Genomic DNA, 17,530 nt, shown 5'->3' with positions numbered 1-17,530 from the left:
GCAAGCCCTCCAGATCAGGCGTCGATGCCGATCACCTGGCCGATATGGGTGAAGCCGTCGCGGGCCATCAGCCTTTTCAATCCCGCGTTGATCCGCTTGGCGAGATACGGACCTTCATAGACGAGCGCGCTGTAGAGCTGGATGAGGCTGGCCCCGGCGCGCAGCCGGGCATAGGCCTGTTCGGCGGAGCCGATGCCGCCAACGCCGATCAGCGGCAGGCGCGTGCCCAATATCCGGCGGAAATCGCGCAGCCGCTGAAGCGAAAGATCGGTGAGCGGCGCGCCTGACAGGCCGCCGCTTTCACTGGCGTGGGCCGATCGGAGCGGCGGCCGGGAGATGGTCGTGTTGGAGACGATCAGCGCATCGACGCCATGGTCGAGGCAGGCGGCGGCGATATCATCGACGTCGACGGGCTCCAGATCGGGCGCGACCTTCAGAAAGATGGGCGTGGAATCTGTCCCGCGCGCGGTCATGACGGCGCCCAGCAACTGGTCCAGCGCTGCCCTGTCCTGCAAGGCGCGCAGTCCTGGCGTGTTGGGGGAGGAGATGTTGACCGTCAGATAATCGGCAAGCGGCGCCATGCAGGTCACGCCCGTCACATAGTCGGCGATGCGGTCGGCCGCGTCCTTGTTCGCGCCGATATTAATGCCGACGATCGGCGCAGCCCCATCGCCAGCAGGACGGCGGCGCTTGGCGATGCGTTCGGCGGCCGCGGCGAGGCCGCCATTGTTGAAACCCATGCGGTTGATGACGGCGCGATCTTCGACAAGACGGAACAGGCGAGGCTTTGGATTACCCGCCTGCGGCATTGGGGTGAGCGTTCCCAGTTCGGTAAACCCAAAGCCGAGGCCATGCATCTTATGCGCAACGAGTCCTTCCTTGTCATAGCCGGCAGCCAATCCGATAGGATTGGGAAAGCGGATGCCCGCTACCGTCTGTGCCAGTGCGGCGTCCGGTGCGGGTGGGGGGGAAGCGGGCATCAAGCGGAGAAGCATGACCGAAAGATGATGCGCGCGTTCTGCATCGAGCGCGAAGAAAAGCGGGCGGACAAGGCGGTAAGACATGGGGCGCCTATGCCATTGCCGTCGGCCGCCGTCGAGTCGCTGTGATAATAGCGCAACAGTTGATCGATAACGATAATTTCTGCTGCAAAATCATTCATATTAGTCCCGATTCGAGCCGCGAGATGTCCGATTCATCCAATCAACAGAGTCCGATTCGGACTTATGAAAGTCCTGCGACCCGAAGGCTCTTGGCCAATATTGGCTGACGAGACCTTTTACTGGCCCGGCGAGTAAAACCGCCGGGTCATTTTTTTTCGAAGCGTTTCGGAAAAATCGTTTGTTTCCTTAGTATCGCTCTTGCGCAGGCGCAAAGAAGCTTCATACTGCACTGGTGGGGTGAATATGGGGCCGCATCGCGACAGCGCACCCGGGGGGGTGCCAGATAAAAAGGAAAAGGACGCAGAGCCGTCGCTTTCCTATATGGTGGAAGCGGCTCAGGGTCCGGTTCATCTAAGCTATTTCGCGCCCCCTGAACATCTGCGCGCCTATTTCGGGTCAGTTTACCTCTTCACCCAAAGCGTTGACCGTTATCTCGACGTGACGCGTGCCGATGTTCCCCAGTTACGGTTCATGGCGCAAGGCACGGGCAGCTATCATTTCCATGATGGAACGGTGGAGGCCACGCCGGATATATGCCTGCTAGGCCCGACCCTCGGCGCGACGCGGTTTGAACTGGATGGACCTGCCTGCGTCGTCGGCGTGTCGTTGCTCCCGGCCGGGTGGGTCAGTCTGGACGGTGGCGACGCCAGCGCGCTTGCCGATCGTGTACGAGACATGGCCCCTGAGAAAAAGGGAGCGATGGCCGCGCTTCAGGCCAGCCTGGCCACCATGCATGACCCGGAGGCCATAGCTGCCCACTGCTGGTCGGTTCTGGGACAATTGGTGAAACCCTTGCCTATTTCGACCTGGCAATTGCTGGAATCCATAGACGCATGGCTGATGGGGGAAGGATCGCCCCGGATCGAAGCGTTGGTGGAGCGAACCGGCTTGTCACCGCGCCAGCTCGCCCGGCTCACCAACCGCTATTATGGCTGCCCGCCCAAGCTGCTGGCGCGGAAATATCGGGCGCTGCGATGCAGTGCGCGGATCGCGCTGGACCAGCATAGCTGGCAGGAATTGTGCGAGGATGGCCGCTTCTACGACCAGTCGCACTTCATTCGTGAGATCAAGCATTTCATCGGATTGACCCCGCACCAGTTGCAGACGGAACCGACGGCCGTGGCACAGCTTACCCTGCTACGGCGCTCGCTGGGTGGGGACGTGGCGGTGCTGAACCGTTTCAGCTGAGACGAGCAGCCTTATAGAAATGGCTTGATTCCACGCGCCCGCGCGACCACATGCGCAATCGGATTGATTCGATCCGATTTGAGAATGGTTCGCAACCGGGACGCTTGGCCAGAATGAGGCTTTCTAGTTTCGCAGATTATGCCGTGGTGCTGATGTCGGCCGCTGCGCGTCATTGCGGAGCGGCAAAGATGAACGCGACCACGCTTGCCAGCGAAACCGGTATCCCGCTGCCCACCGCGCAAAAGCTGGTGAGCCGTCTCTCGGCTGCGGGGCTGCTGGAATCGAGCCGCGGAACGGGCGGCGGCGTGCGGCTCGCGCGACCTGCGGCGGCCATCACCTTGGTGGATGTCGTGGAAGCGGTGGAAGGGCCGATCGCCATGACCGCCTGTGCCGAACAGGGCGCCCATGATTGCACGCTGGAACATGGCTGCCGCGTGCGCCCGCACATGAATGTCGCGAACAATGCGATCCGGTCGGCTTTGGCCGGGGTGACGATCGCCAGTTTGACCCGAGAATTGGCCTGACACGAGAAATGGCATGACCGAAGAAGCTACCACCGTCCGCAATCAGGAAGCGCATGAGGCCGCCGAGCGCGCCTCTGCCTATGAGCATGGCTGGTCTTCCGCCATCGAGCAGGATTTTGCACCCAAAGGCCTGAACGAAGATACGGTACGCTTCATTTCCGCCAAGAAGAAGGAGCCGGAATGGCTGCTGGAGTGGCGGCTGAAGGCCTTTGCCATGTGGCAGAAGATGGAATCGCCCGATTGGGCCAAGCTCAACATCCCGCCGATCGACTATCAGGACGCCTATTATTACGCCGAGCCCAAGAAGAAGGCGGAGCTGGAGTCGCTGGATGAAGTCGATCCCGAAATCCTCGCCACCTATCAGAAGCTGGGCATCCCCATCGCCGAGCAGGAGATGCTGGCCGGGGTAAAGGGCAGCCGCAAGGTCGCTGTCGACGCGGTGTTCGATTCCGTGTCGGTCGCCACCACCTTCCGCAAGGAACTGGAGGAAGCGGGCGTCATCTTCCGTTCCATCAGCGAGGCGGTGCGTGAGTATCCAGAGCTGGTGAAGAAGTGGCTGGGCAAAGTCGTGCCGATGCATGACAATTATTTCGCCACACTCAATTGCGCGGTCTTTTCGGATGGGACGTTCGTCTACATCCCCAAGGGCGTGCGCTGCCCGATGGAGCTTTCCACCTATTTTCGCATCAACGCGGAAAATACCGGGCAGTTCGAACGCACCCTGATCGTGGCGGATGAGGGGAGCTATGTCTCCTATCTCGAAGGCTGCACCGCGCCGATGCGCGACGAGAATCAGCTGCACGCGGCCGTGGTCGAGCTGGTTGCGCTGGATGATGCGGAGATCAAATATTCGACCGTCCAGAACTGGTATCCCGGCGATGAGAACGGCAAGGGCGGTATCTATAATTTCGTGACCAAGCGGGCGCTCTGTCAGGGGCGGAACAGCAAGGTCAGTTGGACGCAGGTCGAAACCGGCTCCGCGATCACGTGGAAATATCCCAGCTGCGTGCTGAACGGCGAGAATAGCGTGGGCGAGTTCTACTCGGTCGCGCTGACCAACAATTTGCAGCAGGCCGACACCGGCACCAAGATGATCCACAATGGCAAGGGGTCGCGATCGACCATCGTGTCGAAGGGGATCAGCGCAGGTCGTTCGAACAATACTTATCGCGGCCTTGTGCGCGTGGCGCCGGGCGCGGAGGGCGTGCGCAACTTCACCCAGTGCGACAGCCTGCTGCTGGGCGATCAATGCGGCGCGCATACCGTGCCCTATATCGAGGTGCGCAACCCGAGCGCGCAGATCGAACATGAGGCGACGACCAGCAAGATCAGCGACGACCAGCTATTCTACGCGATGCAGCGCGGGCTGGATCAGGAAAGCGCCGTGTCGCTGATCGTGAATGGGTTCGCCAAGGAAGTGCTGCAACAGCTGCCGATGGAGTTCGCCGTCGAGGCGCAGAAGTTGTTGGGGATTTCGCTGGAGGGCAGCGTCGGTTGAGGAATTTGACGCCTCTCGACCAAGCCGCACGCCTCAACTCCCCTCCCCTTCAGGGGAGGGGCCGGGGGTGGGGGCTATCGGCTGGGCCCCTTGATCAGTTGGCGGGGTTCGCGCGTGAGATGCGCCGTGAGCCGACCGAGCCGGAGAAGCGCCTGTGGGGAAAGCTCTCGCGCTCGAAACTCGGCGGATATAAATTCCGTCGCCAGTCCGTGATTGGGCCGTTCATTGTTGATTTTCTCTGCCCGCAAAAGGCGCTGGTTGTTGAGGTTGATGGCGATACCCATGTCGCAAATTCCGACGATCGACGCGACGCAGCCCTCCGGGAAATGGGTTACCGGATCATCCACATCACCAATCAAGACGTGATGCGTAATATCGACGGGGTTTGCGAAACGATCCTTCGCGCGCTCGAACAAGCGCCGGATCGTTGGGCCAGCCCCCACCCCAACTCCTCCCCTGAAGGGGAGGGGCTTTCCCACTCTCAAGGACAAACAAGTTGAGCGACGAAGACGATATCCAGGATGCCCTCGCTGATTTCGCGGAGGATGTGACCAACGGCCAGTCATGGACCGCTGCGATCCGCATCCTGACCGAGGATTATGAGCTGGAAGAGGGCGAGCTTCAAACCCGCGCCGCCAAGGATTTCGGCGACCTCGACGCCTATCAGGCCGAATGCCGCGCCGCGCTGGAGAAGGGCGACGTTGCCTTCACCGAGAAGCTGAGGACCGACAAGGCTTTCCACAAGGCGAAGGCGCCCAACCTCGCCCGCATGGGACCGGTGACGGAGTTCGTGACCGGCCTGCTGGAAAAGGGATCGCCCGAGCCTGGCGCTGACTGGTGGCCCTATATGCCGATCAAGCGCCATATCGACACGCTGTTTCCCGCGCCGGGGGACGTGCGCGACATGGCCTTCTGGACCGCGCGGACGCTTCAGCGCGCGCATAAGGGATAACCAATGCTGACGATTGAGAACCTGACCAACGAAATCGACGGCAAGGCGATCCTGAAAGGCCTCTCGCTTTCCATCAAGGCGGGGGAAATTCATGCGATCATGGGGCCGAATGGCGCGGGCAAATCCACGCTGGCCTACACGCTCGGAGGCCGTCCGAACTATGAAGTCACTGGCGGCACGGCCTCTCTGGACGGTGTGAACTTGTTCAGCATGGACCCGCATGAGCGCGCCGCTGCCGGCCTGTTCCTGGGCTTCCAGTACCCGGTCGAAATCCCCGGCGTGTCCAATCTGCAGTTCCTGCGCGAAAGCCTCAATTCGCAGCGCCGCGCGCGCGGAGAGAAGGAACTGAACGGCGGCGAGTTCATCAAGCTCGCCAAGGAAAAGGCGGCGCTGCTCGGCCTCGATATGGAGATGCTGAAGCGTCCAGTGAATGTCGGCTTTTCGGGCGGCGAGAAGAAGCGCGCCGAAATGGTGCAGATGGGCATCCTCGATCCTAAGCTGGCGATCTTGGACGAGACCGACTCCGGCCTGGATATCGACGCGCTCAAGATCGTTGGCGCGGGTATCAACGCCATCATGCGCAAGCCTGACAAGGCGGTGTTGCTGATCACCCACTATCAGCGCCTGCTCGATTATGTGAAGCCGGACTATGTCCATGTGTTGGCTGGCGGCCGGATCGTGAAGTCGGGCGGCCCCGAACTCGCGCTGGAACTGGAGCGCGAAGGCTATGCGGAGGTGGTTGCGGCGTGACGACGCTCACCCTTCCCACGCGCAAGGCGGAAGAATGGCGTTACAGCGACCTTGAGGCGCTCGCGACCGTCTGGCCGACGCCCGCGCCGACGCGGATCGATGTCGCGGCCGGACAAACGTCGCGCCACCATCTGTTGCAGGATGCGGGCGAGGGCGCGGCGGCGGTGCATGATTATGTCATCACCATCGCGGACGGCGCGCGCTGCGACTTCCATGTGCTGAACATCGGCGGCAAGCTGGGCCGCGTGACCTTAGCGGTCACGCTGGGCAAGGGGAGCCATTTTGAACTCAACGGCGCGATCATCGGCGGCGGGGATCAGGTGCTGGAGATCATCACCAAAGTCACCCATGCCGAGCCGGACGCGACCAGCGGGCAGACGATCCGCTCGATCCTTGGCCAGCGCGCAACGGGCAGCTATCTCGGCTCCATCAATGTCGCGCGTGATGCGCAGCGGACGGACGCTTTCCAGTCGATAAAGGCGATGCTGCTCGACCGCACCGCCACGGCCAATGCCAAGCCGGAGCTCGAAATCTACGCCGACGACGTGAAATGCGCCCATGGTGCGACCGTGGGTGAACTGGACCGCCAGGCGCTCTTCTACATGGCGAGCCGGGGCATGGACCCGGCGACCGCCAAGACGCTGCTGCTGAAAGCCTTCGTCGCCGGGGTATTCGATGATGTGGCAGATGAGGCAGTTAAGGACAGCCTCGAAGCCGCCGCGCTCGCCAAGCTGGAGACGCTGGTATGACCGACCAGGCCCAACAGCCGCTTGAAGCGAGCGGAGGTTTGCAGTTGCGGGACGACTTCCCCGGTGTCGGCAGCTGGCATTATCTCGACAGCGCCGCCACCGCGCAGAAGCCCAACGCTGTCATCGACGCCATCGCGCGCGCCTATGGCCCCGATTATGCGACCGTCCATCGCGGCGTCTATGAACGCTCCGCCAACATGACGCTCGCCTATGAAGCCGCCCGCCGCAAGGTGGCTCAATTCATCGGCGCGGCATCCGATAGCGAAATCGTCTACGTCCGTGGCGCGACCGAGGGCATCAACCTCGTCGCGCACAGCTGGGCCGGAACGCAGCTGAAGGCGGGCGATCGTATCCTGCTGTCGATGCTAGAGCATCATAGCAACATCGTCCCCTGGCAGATCGTGGCCGAACGCGTGGGCGCGCACATCGACGTCGTGCCGCTCACCGCCGACGGCCAGATCGATCTGGACGCCATGCAGGCGATGATCACGCCCGCGCACAAGATGGTCGCGCTGGCCCATGTGTCTAACGTGTTGGGCAGCGTGCTTGACGTTCGCCGCGCGGTTGACATCGCGCACAGCGTTGGCGCCAAAATCCTGATCGACGGCTGTCAGGCCGTACCCCGCCTTGCCGTGGAGGTGCAGGCGCTCGGTTGTGATTTCTACGTCTTTTCCGCGCATAAGCTTTACGGCCCGACCGGCATCGGCGTGCTGTGGGGCCGCAAGGAGTTGCTCGACGCCATGCCGCCCTATCAGGGTGGTGGGTCGATGATCGACAAGGTGACCTTCGAAAAGACCACCTACGCCCCCGCGCCAACCCGGTTCGAGGCGGGGACGCCGCACATCACCGGTGTTGTCGGCCTGTCCGCCGCGATCGACTATGTGCAGGCAATCGGGCTGGACGCGATCCACGCCCATGAATGCATGCTGGTGGCCAAGGCGCGGGCGGCGCTGGAGAGCCTGAACAGCGTGCGCGTTTTTGGCCCGGAGGACAGCGCGGGCATCCTCTCCTTCGAAGTCGAGGGGGTGCATCCGCATGATGTCGGCACCATATTGGATGAAACGGGTGTTGCGATCCGCGCCGGGCATCATTGTGCCCAGCCGCTGATGCGCCATCTGGGCGTCGAAGCGACGGCGCGGGCCAGTTTTGGCATCTATAGCGATGAGGGCGATGTCGATGCCCTTGTCAAAGGCTTGGAGCGAGTGAGGAAGATCTTCGCCAATGACTGAGGCAAATTCCGGAGAACGGCAAATTCTGGTGGAAGAGGTGGACGCTGTGGACGCACTGCCCAAGGCGCGCGTGGAGGAGGCAGCGGCGGATGCCGCTCCGCGCCAGCGCGACTATCTTGACGGCTTCCTCGCACAGAAGCCTGCGCAGACGCCTCTCGGTGAGCCGGGCGGCAGCCTCTATGATGGTGTCATCGACGCGCTGAAGGAGATTTACGACCCGGAAATCCCGGTGAACATCTATGACCTCGGCCTGATCTACGGCGTTGACGTTACCGAGGACGGCCATGTCGTCGTCACGATGACGCTCACCACGCCGCATTGCCCGGTGGCCGAATCCATGCCGGGTGAAGTCGAACTGCGTGTCGGCGCTGTGCCGGGCGTCGGTGATGCGCAGGTCAATCTGGTTTGGGACCCGCCATGGGACCCGCAGAAGATGAGCGACGAGGCCAAGCTCGAACTAGGGATGCTCTAACCATCTCCCCTCCCGCAAGCGGGAGGGGACCAAGGGGTGGGCGCGAGCGCAGCGAGCTTCGCGCGGAACCCTGACCCTCCCGCCAGCGGGAGGGGAGGAGAACGAAGAATGACCGAGACGACCACCAAGACCCGTGCCCGGCCCGCCGCTGTCATCCTGACGCCGAATGCGGAAGCGCGCATCGCCGACCTGATGCGCCAGGCGCCCGAGGGAGCTATCGGCGTCAAGCTGTCCACGCCTCGCCGGGGCTGCTCGGGCCTTGCCTATTCGGTCGATTATGTGACCGAGGAAGCGAAGTTCGACGAAAAGATCGAAACGCCGGGCGGCACCTTCTACATTGACGGCGCGTCGGTTCTCTATCTCGTCGGATCGACGATGGACTGGGTGGAGGATGACTTCACGGCTGGGTTCGTCTTCAACAATCCCAATGCCAAGGGCAGCTGCGGCTGCGGCGAAAGCTTCACGGTCTAGTTCGGGAGGGACTCCGCCATCCCCCACATGCTGATCCTTGGCATGGGCTACACCGCATCCCGCCTCGCCGCCCGACTGCGCGGCGAGGGATGGGAGGTGACAGGCGTGCGCCGGGTTTCTGATGCCGAGGCAATAGCCTTCGATAACGACGATGCCGTGCGCGCCAGCATCGCCCAGGCAACCCACATCCTCTCCTCCGTCCCTCCGGAAGGCGAGGCCGACCCGGTCCTCACCCGCTATGGCGCGGCGATCGCTGCCGCCCCGGCGCTCTGGATCGGCTATCTCTCCTCGACCGGCGTTTACGGGGACGCTGCAGGAGCATGGGTGGACGAAGCGAGCCCCATCGGCTCGGGCCGCCGCGCCGCGCGGGTTCAGGCGGACAGCGACTGGCGCGCGCTTCGCCAGGATATGCGCTGTTTCCGCCTGCCCGGCATTTACGGTCCCGGCCGTTCCGCGATAGAGCGTGTGCGCGAAGGCAAGGCGCACCGGATCAACCTGCCCGATCAGATTTTCAGCCGCGCCCATGTCGATGACATCGTAAGCGGCATCATCGCCTCCTTCGACGGGCCGCCGGGCACCTATAATCTGGCCGACGACCTGCCCTGCGCGCAAAATCGCTTGATCGAGGCGGCCTGCGCCATGCTGGGCGCACCGCTGCCGCCGCTGCTGACGCTGGAGGAGGCGCAACTGTCGCCCATGGCGCTGTCCTTCTATGCGGAAAATCGGCGGGTGGCGAACGGCCGAGCCAAGCGCCTGCTGGGCTGGGCGCCACGCTACCCCACCTATCGCGAGGGCCTTGCCGCCTGCCTCGCCGCTGCGGAATGACTCAGGTCGCCGCATCGCTTACGCGGCGTTAACCAAAGCGCCCCATGGATGGTCCGACAGTTTACGCCAAGGACTTCTCCCCATGGAACGGATCGACCGCAACTTCGCCGCGCTCAGCCAGCGCATGAGCCGCTTGGCGATGCCCGAAACCGCCAATTCCGCGCCTCAATCGCTCGCCAGCCTGATCGACCGTGTAAATGCCGCGAAGCGTCATTATGAGCCGGGGGTTCGCCGGTAAGGCGTCGATCGGGAAGCAAGTCGCTTCCCTCCCATTCCCCCTGAGCCTGTCGAAGGGTTCCACTTGTTCTTGGAGAAGGGAGGGGCTTCTACAGGCTCAGCCCGAACGGTTGGGATGATAAAACGGCCCTACGCCGTCTTCGCCCGCAGCGCGATCACCATGCCAGCCACCGCCAGCAGCGCGCCCACCGCACTCAGCGTCGACCAGCGATAATCCTCGAACAGCGTGGAAATCAGCATGGCGATAACGGGAATAAGTACGCTGCTATAGGCTGCCCGCCCCGGCCCGACCCGCTGGATCAGCTGGAAATAGAGCGGGAAGGTCACCACCGACCCCGCAATGCCCAGCCAGGCTATGCCGAACAGATAACCGGCGCGCCATTCGATCACCGGCGGACCTACGGTCGCCCAGGCATAGGCCCCATCAACTGCGCTGCCGATCAACATCCCCCAGGTGAGCACCGCCGCCATCGGCAAGCGGCGCGCGATCTGCATCCCTTGCATCACGTTCGCGCTGGACGCGCTGAGCAATCCCGCGACGCTGAGCGCGATGCCGACCAGCACGGCCTCGGCAGACACCGGGGCCGCGCGATATTCGCGCAGTAGCAATAGCATGATCCCCGCAATCGCCACCAGCGACCCCAGGACGAAGGCGCGGCTGACCGGCTGGCGAAAGGCGAACCAGGCAATGATGCTGTTAGGAATCAGCAGAAGCGCATAGACCGTCGCGACCACGCCGGAGGTCAGATAATGTTCTGCCCGATAGACGAAATTGAAGTTGAGCACGAACTGCGCCACGCCCAATGCGCCCGCAAAGGCTATCCCCGCCGGTGGGAGACGCAGGGGCACTCGGCGGATCATTGCGAACAGCGCCATGCCCGCCGCGCCCAGCAGAAAGCGGTAGCAGACCGACCAGCTCGGCGGCACCGCGCCCAGCTGATCGCGAATGACGATCCAGGTCGAACTCCAGATTAGCGTGACCAACAGGAAGGGCAGGATGACGCCGCCCCGCGCCTCGGACGTTCCACTCATCCCAGAGCCTTAAGAGCGTCGGCGAGTGGCTGGACCGCTGCGGCATCCTGCGCCCAGTTGGTAACGAGACGCGCAGCCCCTTCGCCCCAGTCGTAAAAATCGAAGCCTTGCGCGCGTAAGCCTTTGGCCTCAGCAGGAGAGAGGCGGATGAACAACTCATTGGCCTCTACGGCGTGGAGCAGCCGATCCGGGACCGCCCCGGCCAGAGCGGCAGAGGCGGCGTTGGCGGCGCGGGCGTTGGTCAGCCACAGGTCATCCTCCAGCATCGCCAATATCTGCGCGGCAAGATAGCGACCTTTGGACAGCAGATGCCCGCCGCGCTTGCGCCATCGTGCCGCTTCGGCCGCACGCGCATCCGCCTGTGGCCCGAAGAAGAGCAGCGCTTCGCCCACCATACCGCCATTCTTGACGCAGCCGAAGGTCAGCACATCGACGCCAGCCCGCCAAGACACATCACCCGGATGGCAGCCCAGATGCGCCACGGCATTGGCAAAGCGGGCGCCGTCCATGTGCAGGCCAAGATCATGGCCCCGTGCCACATCTCCGATCGCGGCGACCTCTTCCGGCATATAGACGCGGCCATATTCGCTCGCCTGAGTGATGCTGATCGCACGGGCCGGAATCTGGTGCACGTCCGGGCGGATCACCTGTAATCGTTCGATCAGCGTGTCAGGCGAAAGCTTCGCGCCATCTCCCGGCAAACTCATCAGGCTGGCGCCGTGGGTGTAAAAGCCCGGCGCCCCGCACTCATCGACCATGATGTGCGATTCTTCATGGCAGAGGATGCCGCCATAGGGTGGGCAAAGGCAGGCAAGCGCGATGCTGTTCGCCGCCGTGCCGGTCGCCACCCACAGTGCCCGAACCGAGGTGCCGAACAGGTCCGAAAAGGCGCCATCCATCCGCGCGCTCCACGCGTCGCCATCATAGCCGTGGTCAGCCAGATCAGCCGCCGCCATCGCAGCCGTCACTTGCGGGCAGACCGGGGTCGCATTGTCCGAAAAGAAGTGCATGGTTGAGGGCATAAGCGCGCCGCGGCCCGCCGCCAAGATGCCAGCGGGTGGCGAGCGGCCCTTTCGAAACCGGAACAAATTGGTCAGTAATCATGACCCATTGTTTCGGCCAGCCGTTTGTGACATAGGCGGCCGGTCCTACTAGAGGAGCATTGATCATGGACGTCCAGCAGAAGTCGCGCTTTACCGTCAACCCGAGCAGCAAGGCTGTGGCGGCTGACCGGCGCGCGCTATTGCTGGAGGATCCCGGCTTTGGCCGCCTGTTCACCGATCATATGGTGACCATCCGCTATACCGAGGGGAAAGGATGGCACAGCCATGCCATCGGCCCGCGCGAGCCGTTCCAGCTCGATCCTGCCTGCGCCGTTTTGCATTATGCGCAAGAAATCTTCGAAGGCATGAAGGCTTACCGGCTTGAGGATGGCAGCATCGCCATGTTCCGGCCGGAGGAAAATGCCCGCCGCTTCGCCGAATCGGCGGAACGCATGGCTATGCCCGTCCTGCCCGAAGATATCTTCATGGAAGCGGTCGAGGAATTGGTGAAGATCGACGCCGATTGGATCCCCAGCGGCGAAGGGAGCCTCTATCTGCGCCCTTTCATGTTCGCGAGCGAAAGCTTTCTGGGCGTCCGCCCGGCGGCCGAATATATCTTCTGCGTCATCGCCTCGCCCGCAGGCGCCTATTTCAAGGGCGGCAAGAAGGCCGTAACGCTCTGGGTGTCAGAACATTTTACCCGCGCGGCAAAGGGCGGCACGGGCGCTGCCAAGTGCGGCGGCAATTATGCCGCGAGCCTGGTAGCCCAGTCCGAAGCGACGAAGCATGGCTGCGATCAGGTCGTCTTCCTCGACGCTGCCGAACATAAGTGGGTCGAGGAACTGGGCGGCATGAACGTCTTCTTCGTGATGGATGACGGATCGATCGTCACCCCGCCGCTGTCGGGCACGATCCTGCCCGGCATCACCCGCAATAGCATCATCACCCTCGCCCGCGCCAAAGGGCATGATGTGCGCGAGGAACCCTATAGCTTCGCGCAGTGGCGTAACGATGCGGCCAGCGGCAAGCTGCGTGAGGCGTTCGCCTGCGGCACGGCGGCGGTCGTGACGGCGATCGGCACGGTGAAAAGCGTCGATGGCGACTTCACCATCGGCAATGGCGATGGCGGCATCGTGACCGAAGCCCTGCGCGCCGAGTTGACCGGCATTCAGCGCGGGACGGTGGCCGACCCGGCAGGCTGGGTGCGCAAGCTTTAATTTTATGTGCTCCTGCGCAGGCAGGAGCCCAGCCGCGCCGTTGAACTGGCCTCCTGCCTGCGCAGGAGCGCGTCCTATGAGAGTTCCTGTGGCTTCCCAACTCCGCGCACAGCGCCTAGAAGAAGCCCATGCAACGTTTTGACGTCGTCATCTTGGGCGGGGGCCTTGTCGGGCTGACCCTGGGCATCGCACTTTCCGGTCATGGGGTGCGTTGCGCCGTCATCGATCCCGCCGATCCGGTGGAGACCAGCGCTGTCGGGTTCGACGGGCGCGTGTCTGCCATTTCCTCGACCAGCCATGCGATGCTGTCCGCGATCGGTGTTGCCGCATTGCTGGAAGGGAAGGGCTGCCCCATCGACCGCATCTGGGTCAGCGACGGGCTGGAGCCAGGTGCGCTCGACTTCGCGCCCGATGCCGACGATGGGGTCATGGGAATCATGTTCCCCAATCGCGACCTGCGCGTCGCCCTGGCTCAGGCAGCGGAGAAAGCGGAAAATCTGACCCGCTTCCAGCCAGACCGCGCCATCCATGTCGATCGCAATGCCGATGGCGTCAGCCTGACGCTCGCCAGTGGGCAGGTTTTGCACGGCGCGCTTCTGGTGGCCGCCGAGGGCCGGAACAGCCCGACGCGCGAAGCTGCGGGCATCCGCACCACGCGCTGGCAGTATAAGCACACCGCCATGGTGACGGCGATCGATCATGAGGTGCCGCACGCCAACACCGCCTATGAGATTTTCTATCCCGGCGGCCCCTTTGCACTGCTGCCGATGCTGCCGGGCACGCGATCGGCAATCGTGTGGACCGTGCCGACCGATCAGGCGCCGGTGATGCTGAAATTGTCCGAGCGGGCATGGCTCGCCGAAGCGCAGAAGCGCATGGGCGGTTTTCTTGGCGAAATATCGCTCGCCGGGCCGCGCTCCAGCTATCCGCTGGGCTTCCACCATGCCGCGCGGATCACCGATACCCGGCTGGCGCTGGTCGGCGATAGCGCTCATGCGATCCATCCGATCGCCGGGCAGGGCCTCAACCTCGGCTTCCGCGACGTCGCGGCGCTGGTGGAAGTGCTGGTCGACGGCATGCGCCTTGGCCTTGATCCGGGCGACGCGCAGCTGATGGCACGCTACCAGCGTTGGCGCGGGCTGGACGCGATGTCCGTCAGCGTCGCCATGGACGGACTTGTCCGGCTGTTCGACGTTCCCGGTCGCATCCCCTCAGCCATCCGCCGCTTCGGCCTCGCCGCCGTGCAGCGCACGCCCATGCTCAAGAACCGCTTCATGGCGGAGGCACGCGGCGAATCCGGCGCGCTGCCCAAGCTGCTGATCGGGGAAATGGTTTGAAATCAAAAGCCTTAATAGCCACGGCAACCTTCTCCTTCTAAAGGGCTCCGGTGCGGTGATTTTGCCGCGCCTCGAAGGAGAAGTAAGCAAGTGTCATTTGCAGATGCGTGCATCGCTCTTGGAGTGATGATCGCCTTTGCGACCTTGGTCCTCAAGATCGTGGAGGTTTCGCGCTCCAAATAGGTGTGCGTCGGGCGGAGGGGCGTTGCCGCGCCCCTCCAAACGATTGAGCCCCCGCCATTGCCGTGGCGGGGGCTCTTATCATCGAAGGCAAGACGCCCGTGACATTTGCCTGACTAATGTAGCGCCGGTATCCTTGAATTTCAACCCGATGTTGAAAACAGGCTTACCCCAACATCCGCCGCAGCACGTCATCCTTCAGGATGAAATGATGGCGCAGCGCCGCCGCGACGTGCAGGACGAGGAGCGCGATCCAGGCAAAGGCGAATATCTCATGCGCCTCCGCGGAAAAGCCAACGATCGCGTCATCCTTCGTCACCGCGAACTTCGGCACATCGAACAGGAAGAACCAGTTGAGCGGCCATTTCCCCGCCGAACTCATGATCCAGCCGGTCAGCGGCACCAGCAGCATGAACGTATAGAAGGTGTAATGCGTGACCTTCGCGGCCAGCCTTTCCCAGGCGGGCAAACCCTCGGGCAGGGGTGTTTGCCGGTGGGTCAGGCGCCAGCCGAGGCGAAGGATCGCCAGCGCCAGCACGGTGAGGCCAACCGACTTGTGCACCGGCATCACCTGCCAATCGCGGGGCAGGGACTCATGCGCCAGTCCCAGCCACAGGTTGAATAGGATCAGGGTCGCCATGATCCAATGCAACGTGCGGGCAACCAAACTGTAACGTTCCACCGGCGTCTCCTGATCCTTGGGCGCTTTATCCGTTACGGTTGGCGACCAGATTATCGACGACGGAAGGATCGGCAAGGGTGCTTGTGTCGCCCAGAGCCTGTGCCGATACTTCGCCCTCTGCAATCTTGCGCAGGATGCGGCGCATGATCTTGCCCGATCGGGTCTTGGGCAGGCCGGGCGCGAACTGGATGACGTCCGGGGTCGCGATCGGTCCGATCTCGGTGCGGACCCAGGCGACCAGCGCCTTGCGCAACTCTTCGCTCGGCTCCTCGCCGCTGTTCAGCGTGACATAGGCGTAGATGCCCTGACCCTTGATGTCATGGGGCATGCCAACCACCGCCGCTTCAGCGACCGCTTCGTGCAGCACCAGCGCGCTCTCCACCTCGGCCGTGCCCATGCGGTGGCCGGACACGTTGATGACGTCATCGACGCGCCCGGTGATCCAGTAATATCCGTCCGCATCGCGCCGCGCGCCGTCGCCAGTCGTGTATTTGCCGGGGAAGGTCGTGAAATAGGTCTGGAAGAAGCGCTCATGATCGCCCCAGACGGTGCGCATCTGGCCCGGCCAGCTTCCGGCGATGACCAGATTGCCCTCCGCCGCGCCTTCCTGCACCCTCCCCTCGCTATCGACGATCTGCGGGATCACGCCCGGCATCGGCAGCGTCGCCGAACCCGGCTTCAGGTCCGTCGCACCCGGCATCGGCGCGATCATCGCGGCGCCCGTCTCCGTTTGCCACCAAGTGTCGATGATCGGGCAGCGATCCTCGCCCACGACATGATGATACCAGCGCCATGCCTCGGGATTGATCGGCTCGCCCACGGTGCCCAGCAGGCGCAGCGATGTGCGGCTGGTGCGGGTCACGAACTCGTCGCCCTCCTTCATCAGCGCGCGGAGCGCCGTGGGCGCGGTGAAGATCGTCTGAACCTGATGCCGGTCCACCACTTCCCAGATGCGGCTTGGGGTCGGATAGTTGGGCACGCCCTCATACATCAGCGTCGTCGCGCCGTTCGCCAGCGGGCCATAGACGATATAGCTGTGCCCCGTGACCCAGCCGATGTCGGCCGCGCACCAGTATATGTCACCGGGGCGATAATCGAAGCAAAGCTCATGGGTGAGGCTCGCCCACAGCAGATAGCCGCCGGTCGTGTGCAGCACGCCCTTGGGCTTGCCGGTCGAACCCGAGGTGTAGAGGATGAAGAGCGGGTCTTCCGCGTTCATTGGCTCAGGCGCGCAGTCGGCGGGGACCTTGGCGGCTTCCTCATGCAGCCACAGGTCGCGGCCTTCCTGCATGGTGACGGCGCCGCCGGTCGCCTGTACCACCACGACCTTTTTGACGCTCGGGCAATCCTTGAGCGCGGCATCGACATTGGCCTTGAGCGGCACTTGTCTGCCCGCGCGGCGGCCTTCGTCGGCGGTGATGACGATGTTGGAATCGCAATCGATGATCCGCCCTGCCAGCGCCTCGGGCGAGAAGCCGCCAAAGACGACCGAATGGATCGCGCCGATCCGCGCGCAGGCGAGCAGGGCGAACGCCGCCTCCGGAATCATCGGCAGATAGACGGTGACGCGGTCGCCCTTCTTCGCGCCCGCAGCTTTCAGCACATTGGCGAAGCGGCAGACTTCCTCATGCACCTGTGCATAGGTGTAGCGGCGGGGCTCGTCATCCGGCGAGTCCGGTTCCCAGATGATTGCCATCTGGTCGCCCCGCTCGGCAAGGTGCCGGTCGATGCAGTTGGCGCTGACGTTGAGAACCCCGTCGGCGAACCATTTCACGCCGAAATCCGCTTCGTTGAAGCTGCTCTCGTCGGTTTTGCTGGGGAAAGTCAGCCAATCCAGGCGCTTTGCGCGCTCCAGCCAGTAGGATTCCGGCTCTTTGATCGACCGCTGATAATCTGCCTCACGCCCATCCCGGTCGAGCAGCGCCGAAGTGGCCCATTCCTTGGATACCGGGAAAAAATCGTCAGACATCGAGTATCCTTT

19 protein-coding genes are annotated in these 17,530 nt (G+C 63.2%); 14 read left to right on the top strand and 5 right to left on the bottom strand.

Features of this window, described 5'->3' with window-relative positions; translation table 11 throughout:
- Positions 1–14: 14 nt before the first annotated feature.
- Positions 15–1,064 carry a quinone-dependent dihydroorotate dehydrogenase gene (locus tag AC6JBC_RS00345; RefSeq protein ID WP_498024748.1) on the bottom strand — a complete coding sequence of 350 codons (1,050 nt, stop codon included), beginning with the start codon at positions 1,062–1,064 and terminating at the stop codon, positions 15–17.
- A 342-nt stretch (positions 1,065–1,406) separates the two neighbouring features.
- Here AC6JBC_RS00345 and AC6JBC_RS00340 point away from each other — a divergent pair, with 342 nt between their 5' ends.
- The 12 genes from AC6JBC_RS00340 (at position 1,407) to AC6JBC_RS00285 (ending at position 10,059) form a co-directional block, all read left to right on the top strand.
- Positions 1,407–2,351, top strand: coding sequence for a helix-turn-helix domain-containing protein (locus AC6JBC_RS00340; RefSeq protein WP_498024746.1), 945 nt, complete (start codon positions 1,407–1,409; stop codon positions 2,349–2,351).
- A 113-nt stretch (positions 2,352–2,464) separates the two neighbouring features.
- Positions 2,465–2,875: an RrF2 family transcriptional regulator gene (locus AC6JBC_RS00335; protein WP_449470695.1), complete on the top strand. Its 411-nt coding sequence runs from the start codon at positions 2,465–2,467 to the stop codon at positions 2,873–2,875.
- A 13-nt stretch (positions 2,876–2,888) separates the two neighbouring features.
- Positions 2,889–4,373 carry a Fe-S cluster assembly protein SufB gene (gene sufB, locus AC6JBC_RS00330; RefSeq protein WP_498024745.1) on the top strand — a complete coding sequence of 495 codons (1,485 nt, stop codon included), beginning with the start codon at positions 2,889–2,891 and terminating at the stop codon, positions 4,371–4,373.
- A gap of 119 nt (positions 4,374–4,492) precedes the next feature.
- A complete protein-coding gene (locus tag AC6JBC_RS00325) occupies positions 4,493–4,873 on the top strand; it encodes an endonuclease domain-containing protein (protein WP_498024744.1) in 381 nt (126 codons plus the stop codon).
- Positions 4,870–5,325 carry a hypothetical protein gene (locus AC6JBC_RS00320; protein WP_498024743.1) on the top strand — a complete coding sequence of 152 codons (456 nt, stop codon included), beginning with the start codon at positions 4,870–4,872 and terminating at the stop codon, positions 5,323–5,325. The genes AC6JBC_RS00325 and AC6JBC_RS00320 overlap by 4 nt, the downstream gene beginning before the upstream one ends.
- Before the next feature lie 3 nt (positions 5,326–5,328).
- Positions 5,329–6,075, top strand: a complete 747-nt coding sequence (gene sufC / locus AC6JBC_RS00315) for a Fe-S cluster assembly ATPase SufC (protein WP_196225023.1) — start codon at positions 5,329–5,331, stop codon at positions 6,073–6,075.
- Positions 6,072–6,824 carry a SufD family Fe-S cluster assembly protein gene (locus AC6JBC_RS00310; RefSeq protein WP_498024742.1) on the top strand — a complete coding sequence of 251 codons (753 nt, stop codon included), beginning with the start codon at positions 6,072–6,074 and terminating at the stop codon, positions 6,822–6,824. Before sufC ends, AC6JBC_RS00310 begins: the two co-directional genes overlap by 4 nt.
- Positions 6,821–8,053: a cysteine desulfurase gene (locus AC6JBC_RS00305; protein ID WP_498024741.1), complete on the top strand. Its 1,233-nt coding sequence runs from the start codon at positions 6,821–6,823 to the stop codon at positions 8,051–8,053. The genes AC6JBC_RS00310 and AC6JBC_RS00305 overlap by 4 nt, the downstream gene beginning before the upstream one ends.
- Positions 8,046–8,525: an SUF system Fe-S cluster assembly protein gene (locus tag AC6JBC_RS00300; RefSeq protein ID WP_498024740.1), complete on the top strand. Its 480-nt coding sequence runs from the start codon at positions 8,046–8,048 to the stop codon at positions 8,523–8,525. Before AC6JBC_RS00305 ends, AC6JBC_RS00300 begins: the two co-directional genes overlap by 8 nt.
- Before the next feature lie 108 nt (positions 8,526–8,633).
- The gene (locus AC6JBC_RS00295) at positions 8,634–8,996 is read left to right on the top strand and encodes a HesB/IscA family protein (RefSeq protein ID WP_196225027.1); all 363 of its coding nucleotides are present in this window, start codon (positions 8,634–8,636) and stop codon (positions 8,994–8,996) included.
- 18 nt (positions 8,997–9,014) lie between these two features.
- Entirely contained in the window at positions 9,015–9,821 is an 807-nt protein-coding gene (locus tag AC6JBC_RS00290; protein WP_498025966.1) for a Rossmann-fold NAD(P)-binding domain-containing protein, read from the top strand.
- Positions 9,822–9,903: 82 nt separating this feature from the next.
- On the top strand, positions 9,904–10,059 hold the full coding sequence (locus tag AC6JBC_RS00285; protein WP_498024738.1) for a hypothetical protein: 156 nt from the start codon (positions 9,904–9,906) through the stop codon (positions 10,057–10,059).
- Between the two features lie 128 nt (positions 10,060–10,187).
- Here AC6JBC_RS00285 and AC6JBC_RS00280 read toward each other — a convergent pair whose 3' ends face one another.
- Complete coding sequence (locus tag AC6JBC_RS00280; protein WP_498024737.1) at positions 10,188–11,090, bottom strand: DMT family transporter; 903 nt, start codon at positions 11,088–11,090, stop codon at positions 10,188–10,190.
- On the bottom strand, positions 11,087–12,100 hold the full coding sequence (locus AC6JBC_RS00275; RefSeq protein ID WP_498024736.1) for a threonine aldolase family protein: 1,014 nt from the start codon (positions 12,098–12,100) through the stop codon (positions 11,087–11,089). The genes AC6JBC_RS00280 and AC6JBC_RS00275 overlap by 4 nt, the downstream gene beginning before the upstream one ends.
- A 158-nt stretch (positions 12,101–12,258) precedes the next feature.
- Here AC6JBC_RS00275 and AC6JBC_RS00270 point away from each other — a divergent pair, with 158 nt between their 5' ends.
- Both AC6JBC_RS00270 and AC6JBC_RS00265 read left to right on the top strand, forming a co-directional pair.
- Positions 12,259–13,350: a branched-chain amino acid aminotransferase gene (locus AC6JBC_RS00270; protein WP_498024734.1), complete on the top strand. Its 1,092-nt coding sequence runs from the start codon at positions 12,259–12,261 to the stop codon at positions 13,348–13,350.
- Between the two features lie 128 nt (positions 13,351–13,478).
- Positions 13,479–14,687, top strand: coding sequence for an FAD-dependent monooxygenase (locus AC6JBC_RS00265; protein ID WP_498024733.1), 1,209 nt, complete (start codon positions 13,479–13,481; stop codon positions 14,685–14,687).
- A gap of 346 nt (positions 14,688–15,033) precedes the next feature.
- Here the strand turns inward: AC6JBC_RS00265 and AC6JBC_RS00260 are convergent, their stop codons facing one another.
- Entirely contained in the window at positions 15,034–15,549 is a 516-nt protein-coding gene (locus AC6JBC_RS00260; protein WP_498024731.1) for a cytochrome b, read from the bottom strand.
- A 25-nt stretch (positions 15,550–15,574) separates the two neighbouring features.
- Entirely contained in the window at positions 15,575–17,518 is a 1,944-nt protein-coding gene (gene acs, locus AC6JBC_RS00255) for an acetate--CoA ligase (protein WP_498024729.1), read from the bottom strand.
- Positions 17,519–17,530: the final 12 nt, after the last annotated feature.

The organism is Sphingobium sp. RC1 (assembly GCF_059738765.1).
This window is presented reverse-complemented; position numbering and strand designations above follow the sequence as displayed.

Bases quoted from the DNA above. Each gene is read 5' to 3' on its own strand.
- AC6JBC_RS00345 (WP_498024748.1), bottom strand. From the start codon at position 1,064: ATGTCTTACCGCCTTGTCCGCCCGCTTTTCTTCGCGCTCGATGCAGAA.
- AC6JBC_RS00340 (WP_498024746.1), top strand. From the start codon at position 1,407: ATGGGGCCGCATCGCGACAGCGCACCCGGGGGGGTGCCAGATAAAAAG.
- AC6JBC_RS00335 (WP_449470695.1), top strand. From the start codon at position 2,465: ATGAGGCTTTCTAGTTTCGCAGATTATGCCGTGGTGCTGATGTCGGCC.
- sufB (WP_498024745.1), top strand. From the start codon at position 2,889: ATGACCGAAGAAGCTACCACCGTCCGCAATCAGGAAGCGCATGAGGCC.
- AC6JBC_RS00325 (WP_498024744.1), top strand. From the start codon at position 4,493: ATGCGCCGTGAGCCGACCGAGCCGGAGAAGCGCCTGTGGGGAAAGCTC.
- sufC (WP_196225023.1), top strand. From the start codon at position 5,329: ATGCTGACGATTGAGAACCTGACCAACGAAATCGACGGCAAGGCGATC.
- AC6JBC_RS00305 (WP_498024741.1), top strand. From the start codon at position 6,821: ATGACCGACCAGGCCCAACAGCCGCTTGAAGCGAGCGGAGGTTTGCAG.
- AC6JBC_RS00300 (WP_498024740.1), top strand. From the start codon at position 8,046: ATGACTGAGGCAAATTCCGGAGAACGGCAAATTCTGGTGGAAGAGGTG.
- AC6JBC_RS00295 (WP_196225027.1), top strand. From the start codon at position 8,634: ATGACCGAGACGACCACCAAGACCCGTGCCCGGCCCGCCGCTGTCATC.
- AC6JBC_RS00285 (WP_498024738.1), top strand. From the start codon at position 9,904: ATGGAACGGATCGACCGCAACTTCGCCGCGCTCAGCCAGCGCATGAGC.
- AC6JBC_RS00280 (WP_498024737.1), bottom strand. From the start codon at position 11,090: ATGAGTGGAACGTCCGAGGCGCGGGGCGGCGTCATCCTGCCCTTCCTG.
- AC6JBC_RS00275 (WP_498024736.1), bottom strand. From the start codon at position 12,100: ATGCACTTCTTTTCGGACAATGCGACCCCGGTCTGCCCGCAAGTGACG.
- AC6JBC_RS00270 (WP_498024734.1), top strand. From the start codon at position 12,259: ATGGACGTCCAGCAGAAGTCGCGCTTTACCGTCAACCCGAGCAGCAAG.
- AC6JBC_RS00265 (WP_498024733.1), top strand. From the start codon at position 13,479: ATGCAACGTTTTGACGTCGTCATCTTGGGCGGGGGCCTTGTCGGGCTG.
- acs (WP_498024729.1), bottom strand. From the start codon at position 17,518: ATGTCTGACGATTTTTTCCCGGTATCCAAGGAATGGGCCACTTCGGCG.